Source organism: Streptomyces sp. B21-083 (assembly GCF_036898825.1).
Lineage (GTDB): Bacteria > Actinomycetota > Actinomycetes > Streptomycetales > Streptomycetaceae > Streptomyces.
On record NZ_JARUND010000002.1, the window covers coordinates 2,687,203 to 2,705,183 of the forward strand.

Sequence of the window (17,981 nt, forward strand, 5' to 3'; positions counted from 1 at the left end):
CACGGCACCACGTGCTGCCGACGGCGGGTCGGACGTCAGATGAGGGCGGTCGCCTCCCCGGGGGAGAGGCGAGCGCCCTCCTCGTACGCCGTCTCGTACGCCTCGTCGCCGAGCACGTCACGGACCGCGCGGACGGCGCGACCGCGGATCTCGCGCTCCGCGAGTCCGGAGACATGGCCGGGCGGCAACAGGGCGTCGGCGGCGCCCAGGCAGCGGGCGGCGTCGTGGGCGCGATCAGGGTCGAAGCCGACGAGGGCGGCGGCGCCGGTGGCCAGCAGGGTGGAGCGCAGATGGGGGGCGATGGCGCGGGACAGCTCGTCGTCGGCGCGAGCCACCGCCTGTCTCGCCTTGTGGAGGGCCTCCTCGTAGCGGCCTTCCGCGACGTCCAGCCAGGACTCCGCGCCGAGGATGAACGCATCGAAGACGACGAACGAGGCGGCTCTGAACTCCGCGCGCAGCAGCCGCAGTTGCTCACGCGACTCGGAGACGCGGTCGGTGACGCCGAGCCAGGCCGCGAGGAAGAGCCGGGCGGCGGGCATGGCCTCGTTGACCATTCCGGCCGACTTCTCGATCACGTCACGCAGCAGTTGTTCGCCTTCCTCGGTCCGGCCCGCCTCCAGGAACACGTTGCCGAGGCGGGCGGCGAGCACGGTCTTCTGGGCGCGGGCGCCGAGTTGTTCGGCCAGCTCCATCGCGTCCCGGAAGTCGACGGCGGCGCTGTCGTACTCGGCTCTGCGTTCGCGGGCCTCACCGCGTGCGGAGAGCGCCTCGGCGGCGCCCCAGGCGTCCCCGAGGCGGCGGAAGATCTCCAGCGACTCGTCGGCGTCGCGGGTCGCGTCGCCGGCCCAGTCGCTGCGGTTGGCGAGGACGTTGGCGCGCATCTGCAGACAGGCGGCGAGCTCCCACTCGTAGGCGGGTTGCGCCTCCCGGCAGGTGCGCACGGACTCGCCGACGATGACGCTGAGCCGCTCCATGTCGCGGGTGAGCATGACGGCGTAGAACCAGAGGAGGCCGGGGTAGCGGCAGGTCTGGGGGGCGCCGGGTTCGTAGACCTCGGTGATGGCGCGCAGCTTCTGCCGGGCCTCGGGTGTCTGCCAGACCTCCAACTCCATGTCCATGGAGGCGAGATGGATGAGGTGGACGCCGCGTCGGGCCTCTTCGAGGAGTTCGCCGTGCCAGGGCGGCGGGGTGTCCGTGCAGCGCTCCCACACGGGCTGGGCCGGGCGGACCGGGAGGGCGAAGGGGTCGGGGCCGAGGTTCATGACCTCGCGGGACCAGTTGCGGCCGGCGAGCCGCAGATCGCGCATCTGCCAGTACCAGGAGATCGACAGGACGAGGCAGAGCGCCTCCTGTTCGTCGCGTGCGGTGACGGCGTGGCGGAGGGCGGCGCGGATGTTCTCGCTCTCCCGTTGGAACACGTCGAGCGCGGCGAGTTGACCGGGTCCGCGCAGCAACGGGTCGGTGGTGCGGGCGAGTTCGCGGTAGTACGTGAGGTGCGCGCGCTCGGCTTCGGGGCGGGCGCCCGCCTCGTCGAGGCGCTCACCGGCGTACTCGGCGACGGTCTCCAGGAGCCGGTAGCGCATGACGTCGTTGTCGTCCGAAGGGGCGGCCAGGACAAGGGACTTGTCGACGAGTGAGGCGAGCGCTTCGAGCGCGACGGGCCCGCACACCGCCTCGGCGGCAACGAGGTCGCAGCCGCCCGCGAAGACGGACAGCCGCCGCAGGACGTCCCGTTCGTCCGTGTCGAGCAGGTCCCAGGACCAGTCGACGACGGCCCTCAGGGTCTGCTGGCGGGGCAGGACGGTACGGCTGCCGGAGGTGAGCAGCCGGAAACGGTCGTCGAGCCGGTCGGCGATCTGCCGCAGCGACAGCAACCGCAGCCGGGCGGCGGCCAGTTCGATGGCGAGGGGCAGTCCGTCGAGCCGCCCGCAGATCTCGGCCGCGGCCTCCGGATCGTCCTCGACCCGGAACCCGGGCCGGGCGGCTGCCCCTCGGTCGGCGAGCAGTTGTAGCGCTACCGGCTCGGGCAGCGGTTCGACGGGGCGCACCAACTCCCCCGGTACGCCCAGGGGTTCACGGCTGGTGGCGAGCACGGTGATCCCCGGGCAGCGCACCAGCAGCTCCGCGACGAGGTGCGCGGCGGCGTCGATGACGTGCTCGCAGTTGTCGAGGAGGATCAGCATCCGCCGGTTGGCGCAGTGCTCGGTGAGGCGTACGAGGGGGTCGTCGTGGCGTTCCGCGGAGGCGGCGCGCAACTCCTCGGCGCCGGCCCCGCGCAGCACCGTCTCGCGTGCGCCGAGGGCGGTCAGGACGGCCTCCGGTACGGCGTCCGGGTCGACGACGGGCGCGAGTTCGGCCAGCCACACCCCGTCGGGCGCGGGGGCCGCCGTACCGCCCCGTACGGCTTCGGCGGCCTCCTGCGACAGCCGCGTCTTGCCGGCGCCGCCGGGCCCGAGCAACGTCACGAGCCGGGCGGTGGCGAGGTCGCCTCGGATGGCCTCGATGTCCGCCTCCCGGCCGACGAAGGAGGTGAGACGGGCCCGGAGGTTGCCCGGGGGTGGGGGTGGCGGCGAAGGCGGAGGGGCGGGCGAGGCCTGGGGTGGGGTGCGGGAGGCGCTGGAGGAGGCCATGGGCCGGGGCGTACGGCCGGCCGGGGCGCCGCCGTGCGCGGGAGCCGCTCCCGCAGGGGTGATACGGGCGTTGCCGGAGGCAGCGGCGGCGGTGCCCCGCCCACCGTCGCCTGCGCCGCCCGCGCCGCCTGCTCTTCCTGCTCCTCCTGGTCTCAGCAACTCCGCGTGCAGAGACCGCAGTTCAGGGCCGGGGTCCGCGCCGAGGCGGTCGGCCAGCAGCTGTCGTACGTCCTCGTACGCGGCCAGTGCCTGGGCCGGGCGGCCCGCGTCACGCAGTGCGCGCAGCCGGAGCGCCTGGAGGGGCTCGTCCAGGGGGTGGCTGTCGCAGAGGGCGGTCAGTTCGGGCAGCGACTGTTCGGCGGCACCCAGCGCCAGGGCGGCGGTGAGACGGGCGCGGCGTGTGTCCAGTCGGCGGGTCTCCCAGCGGGCGGCCTCGGCGGTGCGGTCGGGGAGGTCGGCCAGGGCCGGTCCGTGCCACAGGGCGAGGGCGTCGTCGAGGACGACGGCGGCCTTGGCCGGGTCGTTGTCGGCGAGCGCGCGCGTGCCCTCCTCCGCGAGCCGTGCGAAGCGGTGCAGGTCGACGTCGTCCGGCGCCGCGCACAGCCGGTAGCCGCCTTCGGCCGAGGCGATGGTGTCCGGGCCGAGCGCTCGGCGGAGCCGGCCGACCAGCGCCTGCAGCGCGGCCGGCGCGTCGGCGGGCACATCACCGTTCCACACCTCCTCCACCAGGACGCCCGCCGGCACGGTCCGGCCGGGCCGCAGGGCGAACACCGTCAGCAGGGCGCGCAGCCGCGCGCCGCCGACCGGGAGGGAGGTGCCGTCGGGACGGAGTGCCTGGGTGGTGCCGAGGATGCGATAGCGCACGGGTCCATTCTCTCCGGGGACGAGTGCGTGGCGCGCGCGGGTTTACGCAGCGGTGATCAGGGAGAAGTCCGGGATCTCCGGGAACATCCAGGAACCTCCGGCCCTCGGTGGGACGTTCCTTCCAGAGCACGGGTACCGTCGACCCGCCCGCGCAGTCGCGTACGGCACTGTCCGCCGAGTCCTCAGGAGTTCCGCCCCATGACCACCGCCACCACCCGCAACAGCGACCGGCGGATCAGCCCGGTCTTCGTCGGGATTCTGGCCGTCACGGCGGTCACGGGCTGGGCCACCTGGACCGGGTTCGCCGAACAGCCCGGCGTCGCCGTGTTCCTGTTCGTGACGACCGCGTGGATCGTGTCGCTGTGTCTGCACGAGTACGCGCACGCGCGCACGGCGCTGCACAGCGGTGACATCTCGGTCGGGGAAAAGGGCTATCTCACCCTCAATCCCCTCAAATACACGCACGCCCTGCTCAGCATCGTGCTGCCGGTGATCTTCGTGATCATGGGCGGGATCGGGCTGCCGGGCGGTGCCGTCTTCATCGAGCGCGATCGCATCCACGGCCGCTGGAAGCACAGTCTGATCTCGGCCGCCGGTCCGCTGACAAACGTGCTGTTCGCCCTCGTGTGCACCGCGCCGTTCTGGCTGGACGCGCTGGACGGAGTGCCGTGGGCGTTTCGATTCGCCCTGGCCTTCCTCGCGCTGCTCCAGGTCACGGCCGCGATCCTGAACTTCCTGCCGGTGCCGGGCCTGGACGGGTACGGCGTGATCGAGCCGTGGCTGTCGTACAAGATCAAGCGCCAGGTGGAGCCGTTCGCCCCATTCGGGCTGCTGTTCGTGTTCGGGGTGCTGTGGCTCGGGCCGGTGAACAGGGAGTTCTTCGACGCGATCGACGTCGTCCTGAGCGCGCTGGGGGTCGACCGAGATTACGCGAACTGCGGTCTGACTCTGTTCCGCTTCTGGCAGGAGAACAGCGACATATGCCTCACGGGCGTGGGCGGCTAACCCCGCGCCTTCGCCCGCCGGGCGTAGTACCAGCACATGTTGGACGACAGCCCGGCCAGCAGTACCCACACGATCCCCAGCCAGTTGCCCTGGACGAAGGACACGACGGCCGCGGCCACGGCGAGCACGCAGACGATCAGGGCGTAGAGAGCGAGGCGGGGCATTGAGTGGGCTCCTGTCGGGGGACACTGCCGGAAACCCGTCCAGTGTCCCCCATCCGCTCAGATGTCGGTGACGCGCAGGCCCGCGTGGGCCTTGTAGCGGCGGTTCACGGAGATCAGGTTGGCGACCAGCGACTCGACCTGGTGGGCGTTGCGCAGCCGCCCCGAGAAGACCCCGCGCATACCGGGGATACGGCCGGCGAGGGCCTGCACGATCTCCACGTCCGCCCGCTCCTCGCCGAGGACCATCACGTCCGTGTCGATCTCCTCGATCTCCGGGTCCTGGAGGAGTACGGCCGACAGGTGGTGGAAGGCGGCCGTGACCCGGGAGTCCGGCAGCAGGGCGGCGGCCTGTTCGGCGGCGCTGCCCTCCTCCGGCTTCAGCGCGTACGCGCCTTTCTTGTCGAAGCCGAGCGGGTTCACGCAGTCGACGACGAGCTTGCCGGCCAGTTCCTCGCGCAGGGATTCGAGGGTCTTGCCGTGTCCGTCCCAGGGCACGGCGACGATCACGATGTCGCTGCGGCGCGCGGTCTCGGCGTTGTCGGCGCCCTCGACACCGTGGCCGAGTTCGTCGGCGGCGGCCTGGGCGCGGTCGGCCGCGCGCGACCCGATGATCACCTTCTGTCCGGCCCTGGCGAGCCGGTAGGCAAGGCCCTTGCCCTGCGGCCCGGTCCCACCGAGCACGCCGACGACGAGCCCGGAGACGTCGGGAAGGTCCCAGGGGTCCTTCGCGGGAGCTTTCGCGGGAGCCTCGGCAGGGGTCTGTGCACTGTCGGTAGAGGTCATGGGCCGACCTTACGTCCGTGTCCGCGCGACCACCGGCTCAGGTGAGCTGGGTCACGGGGACCCGCCGGAAGGGGATCCTCTCGTACGGGCCGAAGTCACCGGTCTCGAAGAGGAGTCCGACCGTGTGGGCGTCGACCCGGACGAGGTCGGAGTAGGCGGCGGGCAGCCCGTTCACCGTGTCCGCCGGGCGCCAGGTGGTGCCGCCGTCGGTGGAGACGCGGATGGTCATCAGGGCGCGGTCGGCGGGATCGGCGGGGCCGGAGAACAGGAGCAGGTCGGGGTCGCGGAACTGGAGCACGCTGCCCTGGCAGACGGGGGCGGACAGTCCGGCCTGCGGGCGGAAGGGCTTGACGAGGGTCTGGCCGCCGTCCGTGGAGTGGGCGTCGGCGCGGTTGCCGGGGGACGGTGAGTCGTTGCGGGTGTTGAAGTAGACGCGGCCGTCCGGGAGTTCGGCGGCGGTGGTCTCGTTGACGTTGATGTAGCCGTTGGTGTTCTCGTCGAGGTATCCGATGCGCCAGGTCTTGCCCCGGTCGTCACTGAGCAGGCAGTGGCCGCTGTTGTAGCGGGCCTCGTTGCCCAGGTCCGTCCCGGTGGGCGGGATCGTGTGGTTGGCGGCGACGACGATCCGGCCGGTGCTCAGCTGGATGGCGTGGCCGGGGGTGGTGGCGTACCAGCGCCAGTTCGCGTGCTTCACCTGGGCGGTGATCTCCACGGAGGTGGACCAGGTGACGCCGTCGTCGTCGCTGTGGCGGACCCAGATCCGGCGTCCGTCGGCCGCCGACACGTTGCCGAGCAGGATGTCCTTCTCGGTCGCCGTGCCCGAGGCCCGGATGTACACGAGGAGGATGCGGCCGTTGTCGAGGACGACGGGGGCGGGGTTGCCGGCGAGGTTGTTGTCGCCGTTCTTGGCGGCGACGATGAGCGGGCCCCAGGTGCGGCCGCCGTCCGTGGACCGCTTCAGGACGATGTCGATGTGCCCGTGGTCCGAGGCGGAGTCGACCCGGCCCTCGCAGAAGGCCAGCACGGTGCCGGCGTGGGTGACGACGGCGGCAGGGATGCGGTAGCTGGCGTAGCCCTCGTGGCCGGACCAGAAGGGGATGCTCGTCTCGACTGTCATGTGCGGCTCCTTGACGAAGACGGTGACTGGGTCGGTGTCGGTGTCGGTGACTGTCCGTGCGGGGGTGGACGGGGTTCTTACCCATGTTGGGCGAAAACATGGTGAAGGGCGCGCCCCGGGTTGCCTGTTGCGGCAGGATGCGCGGTCATGGACGCCGTACGGGTCGCGTTGTTGCGCGAAGTGCTCGCTGGAACCGAGTGGTTGGGGGCCACACGGAGGTTCGCGGCGACGTTACGGGGTTCCGTGGTGTCGTACGGAGGCGGGTTGCTGTTGGTGGGGACGCCGGAGTACGAGCCGTGGCACCTGGCGGCACATCTCGTGGACGAGGCGGCCTGGTCGGGGACGCCTGAGCTGGCGCCGACCCTCGTACGGCATGACACGCGGGCGTCCGGTCCCGGGCGGCTGTCGGTCGGGCTCGGGCGGATCGACGCGGCGCGGCGGGGTGAGACCTTGCTGGTGGTGGCGCCGGAGGGGGTGGGCGGCGCCCTGCTGGAGCGGGTGCATGATGCTCGGCGGGGTGGGGCGAAGGTGCTGGTGCTGGGGTCGGGTGAGGGGGAGTTGGTGTCGATGGCGCATGAGTCGCTGGCGGTGCCGGAGGGGTTGGAGCTGGACCTGGACACCGTGCAGCACCTGGTGAGTGCGGCGGCCGGGGAGAACGGGGTGCCTGTCGTTCGGGGGCGCCGGCGTTTCCGTGACCGCCTGGCCCGGCTGGCGGACGTCCTGACGGCACCGCCGCCGTCCCGCTGGTAAGTACATTGCCCACCCACCCACCCGTCTCGCCACCTCACCCGCCTCCGGCGGACGAAACGCAGGCCCGCCCCGAGGAGCGACGCCCGCCCCGGCGGGACCCCACACCCAGCCCGGCGCAATCCCCGAGGCGCCCCACCCGGCGCACACCACTCCCCGCCCCCGAAAACCTGTTGCCCCCACTCCTCCCCGCCGCTCAGCATGACCCCACGTGACCTCCCCTCTCCGTGCTCTTCTGCCCGATCTCGCGCCCTGGCGGGCCTCCGTCGATTTCCGGAAGCTCTGGATGTCGGGGCTGATCACCAACTTCGGGAGTTTTCTGACCTTCGTCGCGCTGCCGGTGCAGCTGAAGGAGCTGACCGGGTCCGCCGCCGCGGTCGGGGCCATCGGGGCCGTGGAGTTGGTCCCGCTGATCGTGTTCGGGCTGTACGGCGGGGCGTTGGCCGACGCGGCGGACAAGCGGAAGCTGATCCTTTGGACGGAGGCGGGGCAGGGGGTGCTGTGCGCCGTACTGCTCGTCAACGCGCTGTTGCCCGACCCGCTGATCTGGCCGCTGTACGTCCTCGCCGCGCTCACCTCGGCCCTCGGGTCGGTGCAGCGGCCCGCGCTCGATTCGCTGATGCCGCGGATCGTCGCCCATGAGCATCTGCCGGCCGCCGCCTCGTTGAACTCGCTGCGCTGGACGGTCGGCGGGGTCGCGGGACCGGCTCTCGCCGGGGTCGTCGTGGCCTATGCCGGGCTCGGCTGGGCGTACGCCGTCGATCTCCTGACCTTCGCCATGTCCGTGCTCCTCGTCGTGGGGCTCGCCTCCTCCCCCGCCTCGCACGAGGCCGCCAAGCCGTCGCTGCGGTCCATCGCGGAGGGTGCCCGGTACGCGTGGAACCGCAAGGAGCTTCTCGGGACGTACGCCATCGACCTCGCCGCGATGTTCCTCGCGATGCCGCTGGCCGTCCTGCCGTTCCTCGCCGACGAACTGGACGCCGAGTGGTCGCTCGGCCTGATGTACGCGGCGATCCCGGCCGGTGCGCTGCTCGTGAGCCTCACCAGCGGCTGGACCTCACGGGTGCACCGGCACGGGCGGATGGTCGTGCTCGGGGCCGCGGGGTGGGGGCTAGCGGTGGCCGGGGCGGGCATCGTCGGCAACGTGTGGCTGGTGCTGCTGTTCCTGCTGGTGGGCGGCTGTTTCGACATGGTCAGCGGGATCTTCCGGGGTGCTATGTGGAACCAGACCATCCCCGATGAGCTACGCGGACGCCTCGCCGGTATCGAACTGCTCTCCTACTCCGTCGGCCCGCAGCTCGGCCAGGTCAGGGCAGGTGGCGTGGCCGCGTGGCGCGGCGTACGGGCGTCCGTGTGGTCGGGCGGCCTCGCGTGCGTCGCCGGGGTGGGGCTGCTGGCCCTGTGCCTGCCGGGCCTGATGCGGTACGACGTACGGACGAACGAGCACGCGCTTCGGCTGCGCAAGCAGCGGGAGGCAACAACAGGCCTGGCGGCAACCCCCTAGGGGCGCGGGGAACTGCGCGACCAGCCACAGCGCACCCGCGCCCCGAAAACCGCCTCAACCACCCCGCCCGTCAGTCCTCGCCCTCGCCGCGCGCGTGCGCATCGTGCCACTTGGGGTCGTTCTCCCACTGGAGGTTGCGCTCGCGGGCCGTCTCCATCGCGTGTTCGGCCTCCGCTCGGGTGGTGTACGGGCCGAAGCGGTCCTTGCCCGGGCAGTCCGGGCCCTCCTCGACCTTCTTGTGCTCCAGGCAGTAGTACCACTCGCCCGGTTTGCCGACCGTGCGCTTCTTGAACAGGGCCATGGTCAGGACTCCTTTCACCACGTTCATCGTCCCCCACCACAGCTCGTTAAACTCACTGGTATGTCTGGCCAGTCACTGCTCGTACCAGGGGAGCTCTCTCCCATCCGCTCCGTGCCCGGGAACATCCGTCGCCCCGAGTACGTCGGCAAGCCCGCACCGACCCCGTACACCGGGGCGGAGGTGCAGACGCCCGCGACCATCGAGGCCATGCGGATCGCCGGGCGGATCGCCGCGCGGGCGATGGCGGAGGCCGCGAAGCTCATCGCGCCGGGGGTGACGACCGACGAGCTGGACCGGGTGGCGCACGACTACATGTGCGACCACGGCGCCTATCCGTCCACCCTCGGCTACCGCGGCTTCCCCAAGTCGCTGTGCACGTCCGTCAACGAGGTCATCTGCCACGGCATCCCGGACTCCACGGTGCTGCGGGACGGCGACATCGTCAACCTCGACGTGACGGCGTACATCGGCGGGGTGCACGGCGACAACAACGCGACGTACCTGGTCGGGGACGTCGACGAGGAGTCCCGGCTGCTGGTGGAGCGGACCCGGGAGTCCCTGGACCGGGCCATCAAGGCCGTCCGGCCGGGCCGGCAGATCAACATCATCGGCCGGGTCATCGAGTCCTACGCCAAGCGCTTCGGCTACGGCGTCGTCCGGGACTTCACCGGGCACGGGATCAACTCGTCGTTCCACTCCGGGCTGATCGTCCCGCACTACGACAGCCCTCACGCCACGACGCTCATCCAGCCGGGTATGACCTTCACCATCGAGCCGATGCTGACGCTGGGTTCGTACGACTACGACATGTGGGACGACGGGTGGACCGTCGTCACCAAGGACCGCAAGCGCACGGCCCAGTTCGAGCACACGCTCGTGGTGACGGACTCGGGCGCCGAGATCCTGACCCTGCCCTGAGGCCTGTCGTCCTGGCCGCCGGTCAGCGGGACAGCCCGTCCTCCTCCGAGGGCGGGCTCGTCGCCTAGCGTTCCAGGAACACCCGTCCTCCGACCTCCACCCACCCCATCGGCTGCGGCGCGGTGAGGATCTGCGACCCCTTGCCCTGCGTGATGTTGAGCGCCCGGCCCAGCTGCTGGGTCAGCAGCAACGCCGCCGCCCCCGTCGCCTCGTCCTCCTCGATGCCGTCGTCACGGCCGGGGAAGGCGCGCGCCCGGACCCGCCCCGCGGCCTCGTCCTCCCACGCCCACGCGTAGATCCACTCCCCCGGCGGCGGCACGGGCAACGCGTCGACCTCCGCGGCGGAGCCGTGACGCCGCAGTGTCCGGTCCGGTACCCACTCCGCCCGTGCCTCGATCCAGCTGAACTCCCCGTCCAGACGGGCCCCCACCAGGCCTGCCGGGGTGACCAGTTCGGGTACGTCCAGCAGCCAGGCCGTGCCGACGCAGGGGTGGCCCGCGAAGGGCAGGCGCAGCGTGGGGGTGTAGATGTCGATGATCCCGCGCTCGGGGTCGTCGACGAACACCGTCTCACTGAAGCCGAGTTTCGCCGCGAACGCCTGCCGCTCGCTCCGCTCCGGCATGACGGAGCCCTCACGGATCACGCCCAGCTCGTTGCCGTATCCCCCGTTGGGCGCGCAGAAGACGCGGAGTACGTCGTAATCAGTCACGCGCGCATCAAACACCCAGGTGACAGCCACCACCAACTCCGCGTCCCTGTACGCCCCTACGCGCCCGTACGCGATGCCGCACCGCGAGAACCACCCGCACACCCACCCACCCCACGTCCACCCGCGCCCGGGCGGCACCGGCCCGGATGCTCGCCCAGCGGGCACGGGCCGGGGGCACGGTCCTCCCGAGCTGTCCTGATCCCACCGGTTCGAGGCTCTTGACCTGTGCATTGCCTGTGCATGGGTTCTGCTTTAGCTCACCTTTAGATCGTCATCAAGTAACCGTGATCGGAGCGTACTCATGGGCCACCCATGAGAGGTGAATCACCGATTGCCCGGGTATCACTGAGGCAAGCCTTAGGTAAGTTAGGTCCGCCTCACCAAACTTGTGTGAGCCCGGACACGTCGTTTTTTCGCCACTCGCGATTCTCAGGAGCCCGCATGCGAGCCGTCAGACTCTCCGTCGTCACCGCCGCCGCCACCGCGGCGGCCCTGGCAGCCGTCACGGGGTGCACGGAGAAGGGCAGCTCGGGCAGCGGCGACCGGGTCATCAGCGTCACCGCGACCGACGACAAGTGCGAGGTCTCGAAGAAGGAGTTCCCGGCCGGGCACGTCGAGCTGGACATCGAGAACAAGGGCTCCAAGGTCACCGAGGTCTACGTCCTCTTCCCGGACGACCGGATCGTCACCGAACGCGAGAACATCGGCCCCGGCACCAAGCAGAAGGTCACCGCCGAGGTGAAGGCCGGCGACTACACGATCACCTGCAAGCCCGGTATGAAGGGCGACGGCATCCGTCAGACCGTCAAGGCCACCGGCGGCAAGGCCCCCAAGCGCGACCCGCGCCTGGACGCGGCCGTCGCCGCCTACCGCAAGTACGTCCAGGAGCAGGCGGACGCGACGCTGCCGCTCGCCAGGACCTTCGCCGAGGCGGTCAAGGCCGGCGACCTGGAGGCCGCCAAGAAGGCGTACGCGCCCTCCCGCATCGGCTGGGAGCGCACCGAGCCGGTCGCCGAGTCGTTCGGGAACATCGACCCGAAGGTCGACGTCCGCGCCGACGGTCTGGAGGCCGGCCAGAAGTTCACCGGCTGGCACCGTCTGGAGAAGTCCCTCTGGGCGGACAAGAAGATCACCGCCGAGGACAAGACCCTCGCCGACGAGCTGATCACCAACCTGACGGGCTGGCAGAAGCGGGTCGGCACGGCGGAGATCACCCCGACCTCGATGGCCAACGGCGCCAAGGAACTCCTCGACGAGGTCGCCACCGGCAAGGTCACCGGCGAGGAGGAGCGCTACTCGCACACCGACCTCGTCGACTTCAAGGGCAACGTCGAGGGCGCCCAGGACGCGTACGAGCTGCTGAAGCCGGTCGCCAACGAGAACGACGCGGCGCTGGTCACCGAGCTGGACAAGCAGTTCGCGGCCCTGAACACGCTGCTCGACAAGTACCGCGCGGACAAGAACTCGTACGACTTCACCTCGTACGACAAGGTCGGCGACGCCGATCGCAAGCAGCTCTCGGACGCGGTGAACGCGCTCGCAGAGCCGCTGTCCAAGCTCGCCGCCGCCGTCGTGAAGTAGAGGGGGACCGACATCATGACGGAGACACCGGAGAAGACCGAAGGCAGCACCTCGCGGCGGGCGCTGATCGGCTGGGGCGGGGCCGGGCTCGCGCTCGGGGCCGCCGCGGCCGGGGGCGCGGTCGCGATGACCCGGAGCGGCGACGACGTGCAGACGGTCGCCGCCGACGCGGGCGGGGCCGTCGACTTCCACGGCGGCCACCAGGCCGGCATCTCGACGCCGGTGCAGGACAGGCTGCACTTCGCCGCGTTCGACCTGGAGACGGACGACCGGGCCGAGTTCGCGCAGATGCTCAAGGACTGGACGGCGGCGGCCCGGCGGATGACGGCCGGGCTGGCGGTCGGCGAGGGCGCGTACGGCGGGCTCGCCGAGGCGCCGCCGGACGACACCGGCGAGGCGCTGGGGCTGAAGCCCTCGCGGCTGACGCTGACGATCGGCTTCGGACCCGGCCTGTTCGAGAAGCTCGGGATGGCGGAGCGGCGGCCCGAGGCGCTCGTCGATCTGCCGCAGTTCTCCGGCGACAACCTCGACAAGAACCGCAGCGGCGGCGACGTGTGCGTCCAGGCGTGCTCGGACGATCCGCAGGTCGCGGTGCACGCCGTACGCAACCTGGCCAGGATCGGGTTCGGCAAGGTCTCGGTGCGCTGGTCGCAGCTCGGCTTCGGCAAGACGTCGTCGACGACCCCCGAGGAGCAGACGCCGCGCAACCTGCTGGGCTTCAAGGACGGGACCCGCAACATCGCGGGCACCGAGTCGGCCCGGCTGAACAAGTTCGTGTGGGTGGACGGCGCGGACACCGACGGCAACTCGGCCTGGATGGAAGGGGGTTCGTATCTCGTCGCCCGGCGCATCCGTATGCACATCGAGCCCTGGGACCGGACCTCGCTGCAGGAGCAGGAGGACATCTTCGGCCGCGACAAGGGCGAGGGTGCCCCGGTCGGCAAGGCGAAGGAGCGCGACAAGCCGTTCCTGAAGGCGATGAAGCCCGACGCGCACGTCCGTCTCGCGCACCCCGACTCCAACCACGGGGCGACGCTGCTGCGCCGCGGCTACTCCTTCACGGACGGCACGGACGGTCTCGGCCGTCTGGAGGCGGGCCTGTTCTTCCTCGCCTACATGCGGGACGTCCGCAAGGGGTTCATCCCCGTGCAGCGCAACCTCGCCACCGACGCGCTCAACGAGTACATCCAGCATGTGGGTTCGGCGGTTTTCGCGATCCCTCCGGGCGTCCGGGACAAGGACGACTGGTGGGGCCGAGCACTGTTTTCTCAGGAGGCCTGACCGTGTTCGCGAACTATCTGATCGGGCTGCGCGAGGGCCTGGAAGCCAGCCTCGTCGTCTGCATCCTCATCGCCTATCTGGTGAAGACGGACCGCCGGGACGCCCTGAAGCCGATCTGGATCGGCATCGGGGTCGCCGTCGCGCTGGCCCTCGGCTTCGGCAGCGCGCTCGAATTCGGCTCCCAGGAGCTGACGTTCGAGGCGCAGGAGGCGCTCGGCGGGTCGCTGTCGATCGTCGCCGTGGGTCTGGTGACGTGGATGGTCTTCTGGATGCGGCGTACGGCCCGGCATCTGAAGTCGGAGCTGCACGGCAAGCTGGACGCCGCCCTGCAGATGGGCACGGGCGCACTGGTCGCCACCGCGTTCCTGGCGGTGGGCCGGGAGGGTCTGGAGACCGCGCTGTTCGTGTGGGCGTCGGTACGGGCTTCGAGCGACGGCACCGAAGGGCCCCTGATCGGCGTGCTGTTGGGTATCGCGACGGCGATCCTGCTCGGCTATCTCTTCTACCGGGGCGCCCTGCGCATCAACCTGTCCAAGTTCTTCACCTGGACCGGCGGCATGCTGGTCGTGGTCGCGGCGGGCGTCCTCGCCTACGGCTTCCACGACCTCCAGGAGGCCGACTGGGTGCCCGGCCTGACGGACAAGGCCTTCGACATCAGCGAGACGATCCCGCCGGACAGCTGGTACGGCACGCTCCTCAAGGGCGTCCTGAACTTCCAGCCGGACCCGACCGTCCTCCAGGTCACGGTGTGGGCGCTGTACCTGGTCCCGACGCTCGCGCTCTTCCTGGCCCCGGTAGGGTTCGCCTCCGGGAAGGGGAAGGTGAAGCCAGCTGATGAGCAGCGTGAGCAGGGGTCGCGGCCCGCGAAGTCCACGAATTCTTCCGACGCTTCGAGCGCCACGAAGTCTTCTTGACCGGAGCGCCCTCGCGGCGGCCTCGGTGACCGTGTTGGCGCTGACCGCGAGCGGCTGTGTCGTCGTGCACGGCGAGCGGGAGGTTCTCCCGGCGGCGAGCCCGACGGAGGCCGCCGAGGCGCTGAAGGACTTCACGGCCGCGTACAACGAGGCGGACAAGGCCTACGACCGTGCTCTGGACGCCGACTACGTCACCGGCCCCCTGGGTGCGATCGACGCGGCGCGGCTGGACGCGGGTCACAAGGTCAGCCCGGCCGGCAACCCGTCGTACGTACCCCTGAAGTTCACGGACACCAGGTTCACCATCCCGAAGAAGGCGGGCTGGCCCCGCTGGTTCGTCGCGAACGCCGACGCCAACAAGGGTGACGAGGCTCGCTGGTTGCTGGTGTTCACGCGCAGCAACGTGGCCGAGCCGTGGGCGGTGGCGTATCTGACGCTTCTCGACCCGGACGACGTACCGGCGTTCAGGACGGACAAGGACGGCCTCGCGGAGCCGGTGACGGCGAACTCGGCCGAACTGGCCGTCGCGCCCAAGGACTTGAGCGCGGACTACGCGACGTATCTGCAGGACGGCGGCGGCGACGTCTTCACGCCGGGTGTGCACACGAGCGGCTGGCTGGAGCAGCGCAAGAAGAGCGCCATCAAGCCCGGGCTCGTCACGCAGTACATCGACGAGCCGCTCGCCAAGGACGACTTCGCCCCGCTGGGCCTGCGGACGGCGGACGGCGGCGCGCTGGTCTTCTTCGCGACGCACCACTACGAGAAGCAGACGGCCGCGCAGGGCACGTCGATCCCGGCGCAGAGCGACAGTGTGCTGGCGCTGACGACGGGCGAGATCAAGCAGTCGCTGACACTGGAGTTCGTTTCGAACCAGGTCGTGCTGGACCCGGGCAGGGGCGCCGCGAACCAGGGTGTGGAGTTCCTGAGCCGCATCCAGGGCCTGACGGCGGCGCAGGGAGAGTAACCCCCGCTTGCGCAGGGAGAGCAACCACCGCTTACGCGGGGAAGGCAACTCCCGCTTGTCAGACGGCTGTTAGCCCTCAGCCGCGGTGCGGCCAGGCCGCGCTCGCGTGGTCGGGTTCCTCGTCGGCATACCGGGCGCAGACGTCGGTGAGGACTTCCAGCAGACTGAGCGGGTCGGGGAGGGCGAACTCCGGCCCGCGTACCCAGTACACGCCCTGGTCGCCCGGCAACCGGGCGGGCGGTACGAGGACGTAGGACCCCCGGCAGTGCCAGCGCAGGCCCGGATGTTCGTCCGCGGTCTCCGGGTGGCAGTCCAGTTCGCAGGGCCACCACTCGTCCTCGTCGTCCGGGGTGCCGCGTGTGAGGGTGAAGAACAGAAGCCGTCCGTCGTCGCTCTCGGCGACGGGTCCGACCTCGATCCCGGCCCCGAGCAGCCGCTCCAGCGCCTCGCGCCCCGCGTCGAGGGGCACGTCGAGGACGTCGTGGACTATGCCCGTCGCGGTGATGAAGTTGGCCTGCGGCTGGTGCCTGGCCCAGCGCTCGATCTGGGCGCGGTCGGTGGTGGACTGCGTGTGCCAGGCGAAGGAGACCGGGTGCCGGGCGGGCGTGGGACAGCCCACGCGGTCGCAGGAACACCGGTAGGAGGAAGGGTGCGCGGCGGGCGCGAGGGGCAGTCCGGCGCGGGCGGCGGCGAGCAGCAGTTCCTCGCGGCGCCCGCTCTCGGCGGCGGTGGCGGCGTCCTCCCGCGCATTCGTACGGCGTCCGCGCAGCCACTGGGAGATCCTGCCCTGCCGGCCCGTCGTACTACCGCCGAACTCCGCGCTCATGTATCGCCTCGCCTCGCTGCTGTTGTGCGGACAGCCTGCTCCATGCTCCCACCATCCTGCGCCGTGGGGGGCCGGAGCCGCCATCCGGGGTAGGAGGGGACGAGGTGTACGGGAGGTGAGATCAACCATTTTCCGGCTGATTAGCAGTATTTACCACCCACTACTTTCAGCCATCTTCGCGCCTGTTGCCGCCGGTGGAGCCGATCCCGTTGAGGGCGTAGTCGACGAGGGTGTCCGTGTACTCGTACGAGATCGGGCCGGTGTACTGGAGCCAGCGCTGGGCGAGCGGTGAGACGAAGAGTTCGAGGGCGATACGGGGGTCGACGTCGGCCCGCACCTGCCCCGCGTCCTGGGCGGCGCGCAGTCGCTGGACGTAGAGCTGGAGGGAGGGTTCGAGCAGTCTGGCGACGTATCTGCGGCCGAGTTCCTCGTTGACGAGGCCTTCGGCGGCGAGACCTCGGGAGGGGACCGCGAAGACCGGGTCGAGCAGTTGGTCGACGGTGAGACGCAGGACGGCCCTGAGGTCGGCGGCGAGGTCACCGGTGTCGGGGATGACGTACGCCTGACCGGGTGCGGCGGCCTCGGCGGCCTGCTCGCTCAGATCGAGGAAGGCCTCCATGAGTACGTCCCCCTTGGAGGACCACCACCGGTAGATGGTCTGCTTCCCGACTCCGGCGCGGGCGGCGATGCCCTCGATGGTCGTCTTCTGGTACCCGACCTCACCGATGAGGGCGAGGGCGGCGTCATAGATGGCGCGGCGGGATTTCTCGCTGCGGCGGGTGGAGTCGGGGGTGGGCTTGGGAGGGGCGGCGGGAGTGGACTTCTGGACCATGTCGGCAATTTATCAGGTTGACAAGACGCAACGTCTCGCCGAAGGTGAGGTGGTTCGACCGAACGAGACGATACGTATCGTCAACCATCTCGACCAGAAGGAGACACGCCATGTCACGAGGCGGCGGAGACATGCTCGGAGTCGGCGGCACCCGCAGCAACCTGGGCAGGAACGCCCTGCGGGGCGGCGGCCGGGGCAGGAAGGTGGGCGGCGGGATCGACCCCCAGGCCCAGAAACGGGAACTGCTGCGCACGTTGCGGGAGAAGCGAACGGAGGAAGAAGGCGCGCGGGAGGGGCGTACGCCGGACGGGGCCGACGACTGACGGTTCTCCGTGAAGGCCGTAGAGGACTCCTGCGCGAAGCACGGCCGTCGGATGGGGCAGATTGGGGGCCCGACACCTGACGAAGGCAGAGAACAAGCATGACCACGCAGCCCCATCCCGTCGACCACGAACTCATCCGGGCGGCGGACCATGTGGCCCGCACCCGCTGCCGGGGCGACAACCACACCATGGCGGCGGCGGCCCGCGCCCGGGACGGCCGGATCGTCACAGCGGTGAACGCCTACCACTTCACCGGCGGTCCCTGCGCCGAACTGGTCCTCATCGGCACGGCAGCCGCCCAGGGCGCCTACGAACTGGACACCATCGTCGCCGTGGGCGACCGCGACCGCGGAGTCGTACCTCCGTGCGGCCGGTGCCGTCAGGTCCTCCTGGACTACTTCCCCGCCCTCAAGGTCATCGTCGGAGGAGGCGATCGCGTCCGAGCGGTCCCCATCGCCGAGTTGCTTCCCGAAAGCTATGTCTGGGCGGACCACCAACTCGACGCCGAGTGAACCGTC

At 70.7% G+C, this 17,981-nt stretch carries 19 protein-coding genes; 11 read left to right on the plus strand and 8 right to left on the minus strand.

Annotated elements, in window-relative coordinates:
• Positions 1 to 35 precede the first annotated feature (35 nt).
• Positions 36 to 3,494: an AfsR/SARP family transcriptional regulator gene (locus QA861_RS36045; protein ID WP_334592922.1), complete on the minus strand. Its 3,459-nt coding sequence runs from the start codon at positions 3,492 to 3,494 to the stop codon at positions 36 to 38.
• A 198-nt stretch (positions 3,495 to 3,692) separates the two neighbouring features.
• Here QA861_RS36045 and QA861_RS36050 point away from each other — a divergent pair, with 198 nt between their 5' ends.
• Positions 3,693 to 4,499 (plus strand): site-2 protease family protein, encoded by an 807-nt coding sequence (locus QA861_RS36050; RefSeq protein WP_334592923.1) that lies wholly within the window; start codon positions 3,693 to 3,695, stop codon positions 4,497 to 4,499.
• On the opposite strand, the gene QA861_RS36055 is transcribed toward QA861_RS36050, so the two are convergent.
• Genes QA861_RS36055 through QA861_RS36065 form a run of 3 tightly spaced genes read right to left on the minus strand, consistent with a single transcriptional unit; the run spans position 4,496 to position 6,563 of the window.
• On the minus strand, positions 4,496 to 4,663 hold the full coding sequence (locus QA861_RS36055) for a hypothetical protein (RefSeq protein WP_334592924.1): 168 nt from the start codon (positions 4,661 to 4,663) through the stop codon (positions 4,496 to 4,498). The two genes, QA861_RS36050 and QA861_RS36055, sit on opposite strands and share 4 nt — an antisense overlap.
• Positions 4,664 to 4,720: 57 nt before the next feature.
• Positions 4,721 to 5,446, minus strand: a complete 726-nt coding sequence (npdG, locus tag QA861_RS36060; protein WP_006375568.1) for an NADPH-dependent F420 reductase — start codon at positions 5,444 to 5,446, stop codon at positions 4,721 to 4,723.
• Between the two features lie 37 nt (positions 5,447 to 5,483).
• Positions 5,484 to 6,563: a sialidase family protein gene (locus QA861_RS36065; protein WP_334592925.1), complete on the minus strand. Its 1,080-nt coding sequence runs from the start codon at positions 6,561 to 6,563 to the stop codon at positions 5,484 to 5,486.
• Between the two features lie 147 nt (positions 6,564 to 6,710).
• Here QA861_RS36065 and QA861_RS36070 point away from each other — a divergent pair, with 147 nt between their 5' ends.
• Entirely contained in the window at positions 6,711 to 7,313 is a 603-nt protein-coding gene (locus tag QA861_RS36070; RefSeq protein ID WP_334592927.1) for a hypothetical protein, read from the plus strand.
• Positions 7,314 to 7,521: 208 nt separating this feature from the next.
• Positions 7,522 to 8,814: an MFS transporter gene (locus QA861_RS36075; protein ID WP_334592928.1), complete on the plus strand. Its 1,293-nt coding sequence runs from the start codon at positions 7,522 to 7,524 to the stop codon at positions 8,812 to 8,814.
• 70 nt (positions 8,815 to 8,884) lie between these two features.
• Here the strand turns inward: QA861_RS36075 and QA861_RS36080 are convergent, their stop codons facing one another.
• Positions 8,885 to 9,115, minus strand: a complete 231-nt coding sequence (locus QA861_RS36080) for a hypothetical protein (protein WP_319096430.1) — start codon at positions 9,113 to 9,115, stop codon at positions 8,885 to 8,887.
• Positions 9,116 to 9,175: 60 nt separating this feature from the next.
• Between QA861_RS36080 and map the strand changes: the two genes are divergently transcribed.
• On the plus strand, positions 9,176 to 10,033 hold the full coding sequence (gene map, locus QA861_RS36085; RefSeq protein ID WP_164314125.1) for a type I methionyl aminopeptidase: 858 nt from the start codon (positions 9,176 to 9,178) through the stop codon (positions 10,031 to 10,033).
• A 64-nt stretch (positions 10,034 to 10,097) separates the two neighbouring features.
• Here map and QA861_RS36090 read toward each other — a convergent pair whose 3' ends face one another.
• Positions 10,098 to 10,742, minus strand: a complete 645-nt coding sequence (locus QA861_RS36090) for a PhzF family phenazine biosynthesis protein (protein ID WP_334592929.1) — start codon at positions 10,740 to 10,742, stop codon at positions 10,098 to 10,100.
• Between the two features lie 19 nt (positions 10,743 to 10,761).
• On the opposite strand from QA861_RS36090, the gene QA861_RS36095 reads away from it, so the two are divergent.
• From QA861_RS36095 to QA861_RS36115, 5 genes are all read left to right on the plus strand, one after another.
• Entirely contained in the window at positions 10,762 to 10,941 is a 180-nt protein-coding gene (locus tag QA861_RS36095; protein ID WP_334592930.1) for a hypothetical protein, read from the plus strand.
• Positions 10,942 to 11,183: 242 nt separating this feature from the next.
• Positions 11,184 to 12,323, plus strand: a complete 1,140-nt coding sequence (efeO, locus tag QA861_RS36100) for an iron uptake system protein EfeO (protein WP_334592931.1) — start codon at positions 11,184 to 11,186, stop codon at positions 12,321 to 12,323.
• A 15-nt stretch (positions 12,324 to 12,338) separates the two neighbouring features.
• Positions 12,339 to 13,604 (plus strand): iron uptake transporter deferrochelatase/peroxidase subunit, encoded by a 1,266-nt coding sequence (gene efeB / locus QA861_RS36105; RefSeq protein ID WP_334592933.1) that lies wholly within the window; start codon positions 12,339 to 12,341, stop codon positions 13,602 to 13,604.
• A gap of 2 nt (positions 13,605 to 13,606) precedes the next feature.
• Entirely contained in the window at positions 13,607 to 14,518 is a 912-nt protein-coding gene (efeU, locus tag QA861_RS36110; RefSeq protein ID WP_334592934.1) for an iron uptake transporter permease EfeU, read from the plus strand.
• Positions 14,448 to 15,482, plus strand: a complete 1,035-nt coding sequence (locus tag QA861_RS36115; RefSeq protein ID WP_443041683.1) for an SCO2278 family lipoprotein — start codon at positions 14,448 to 14,450, stop codon at positions 15,480 to 15,482. The genes efeU and QA861_RS36115 overlap by 71 nt, the downstream gene beginning before the upstream one ends.
• Before the next feature lie 76 nt (positions 15,483 to 15,558).
• On the opposite strand, the gene QA861_RS36120 is transcribed toward QA861_RS36115, so the two are convergent.
• Both QA861_RS36120 and QA861_RS36125 read right to left on the minus strand, forming a co-directional pair.
• The gene (locus tag QA861_RS36120) at positions 15,559 to 16,308 is read right to left on the minus strand and encodes a bifunctional DNA primase/polymerase (protein ID WP_334592936.1); all 750 of its coding nucleotides are present in this window, start codon (positions 16,306 to 16,308) and stop codon (positions 15,559 to 15,561) included.
• Positions 16,309 to 16,474: 166 nt separating this feature from the next.
• Complete coding sequence (locus QA861_RS36125) at positions 16,475 to 17,140, minus strand: TetR/AcrR family transcriptional regulator (protein ID WP_334592938.1); 666 nt, start codon at positions 17,138 to 17,140, stop codon at positions 16,475 to 16,477.
• Positions 17,141 to 17,250: 110 nt separating this feature from the next.
• On the opposite strand from QA861_RS36125, the gene QA861_RS36130 reads away from it, so the two are divergent.
• A complete protein-coding gene (locus tag QA861_RS36130) occupies positions 17,251 to 17,463 on the plus strand; it encodes a DUF6243 family protein (RefSeq protein ID WP_334592939.1) in 213 nt (70 codons plus the stop codon).
• Between the two features lie 98 nt (positions 17,464 to 17,561).
• Positions 17,562 to 17,975: a cytidine/deoxycytidylate deaminase family protein gene (locus QA861_RS36135; RefSeq protein ID WP_334592941.1), complete on the plus strand. Its 414-nt coding sequence runs from the start codon at positions 17,562 to 17,564 to the stop codon at positions 17,973 to 17,975.
• Positions 17,976 to 17,981 lie beyond the last annotated feature (6 nt).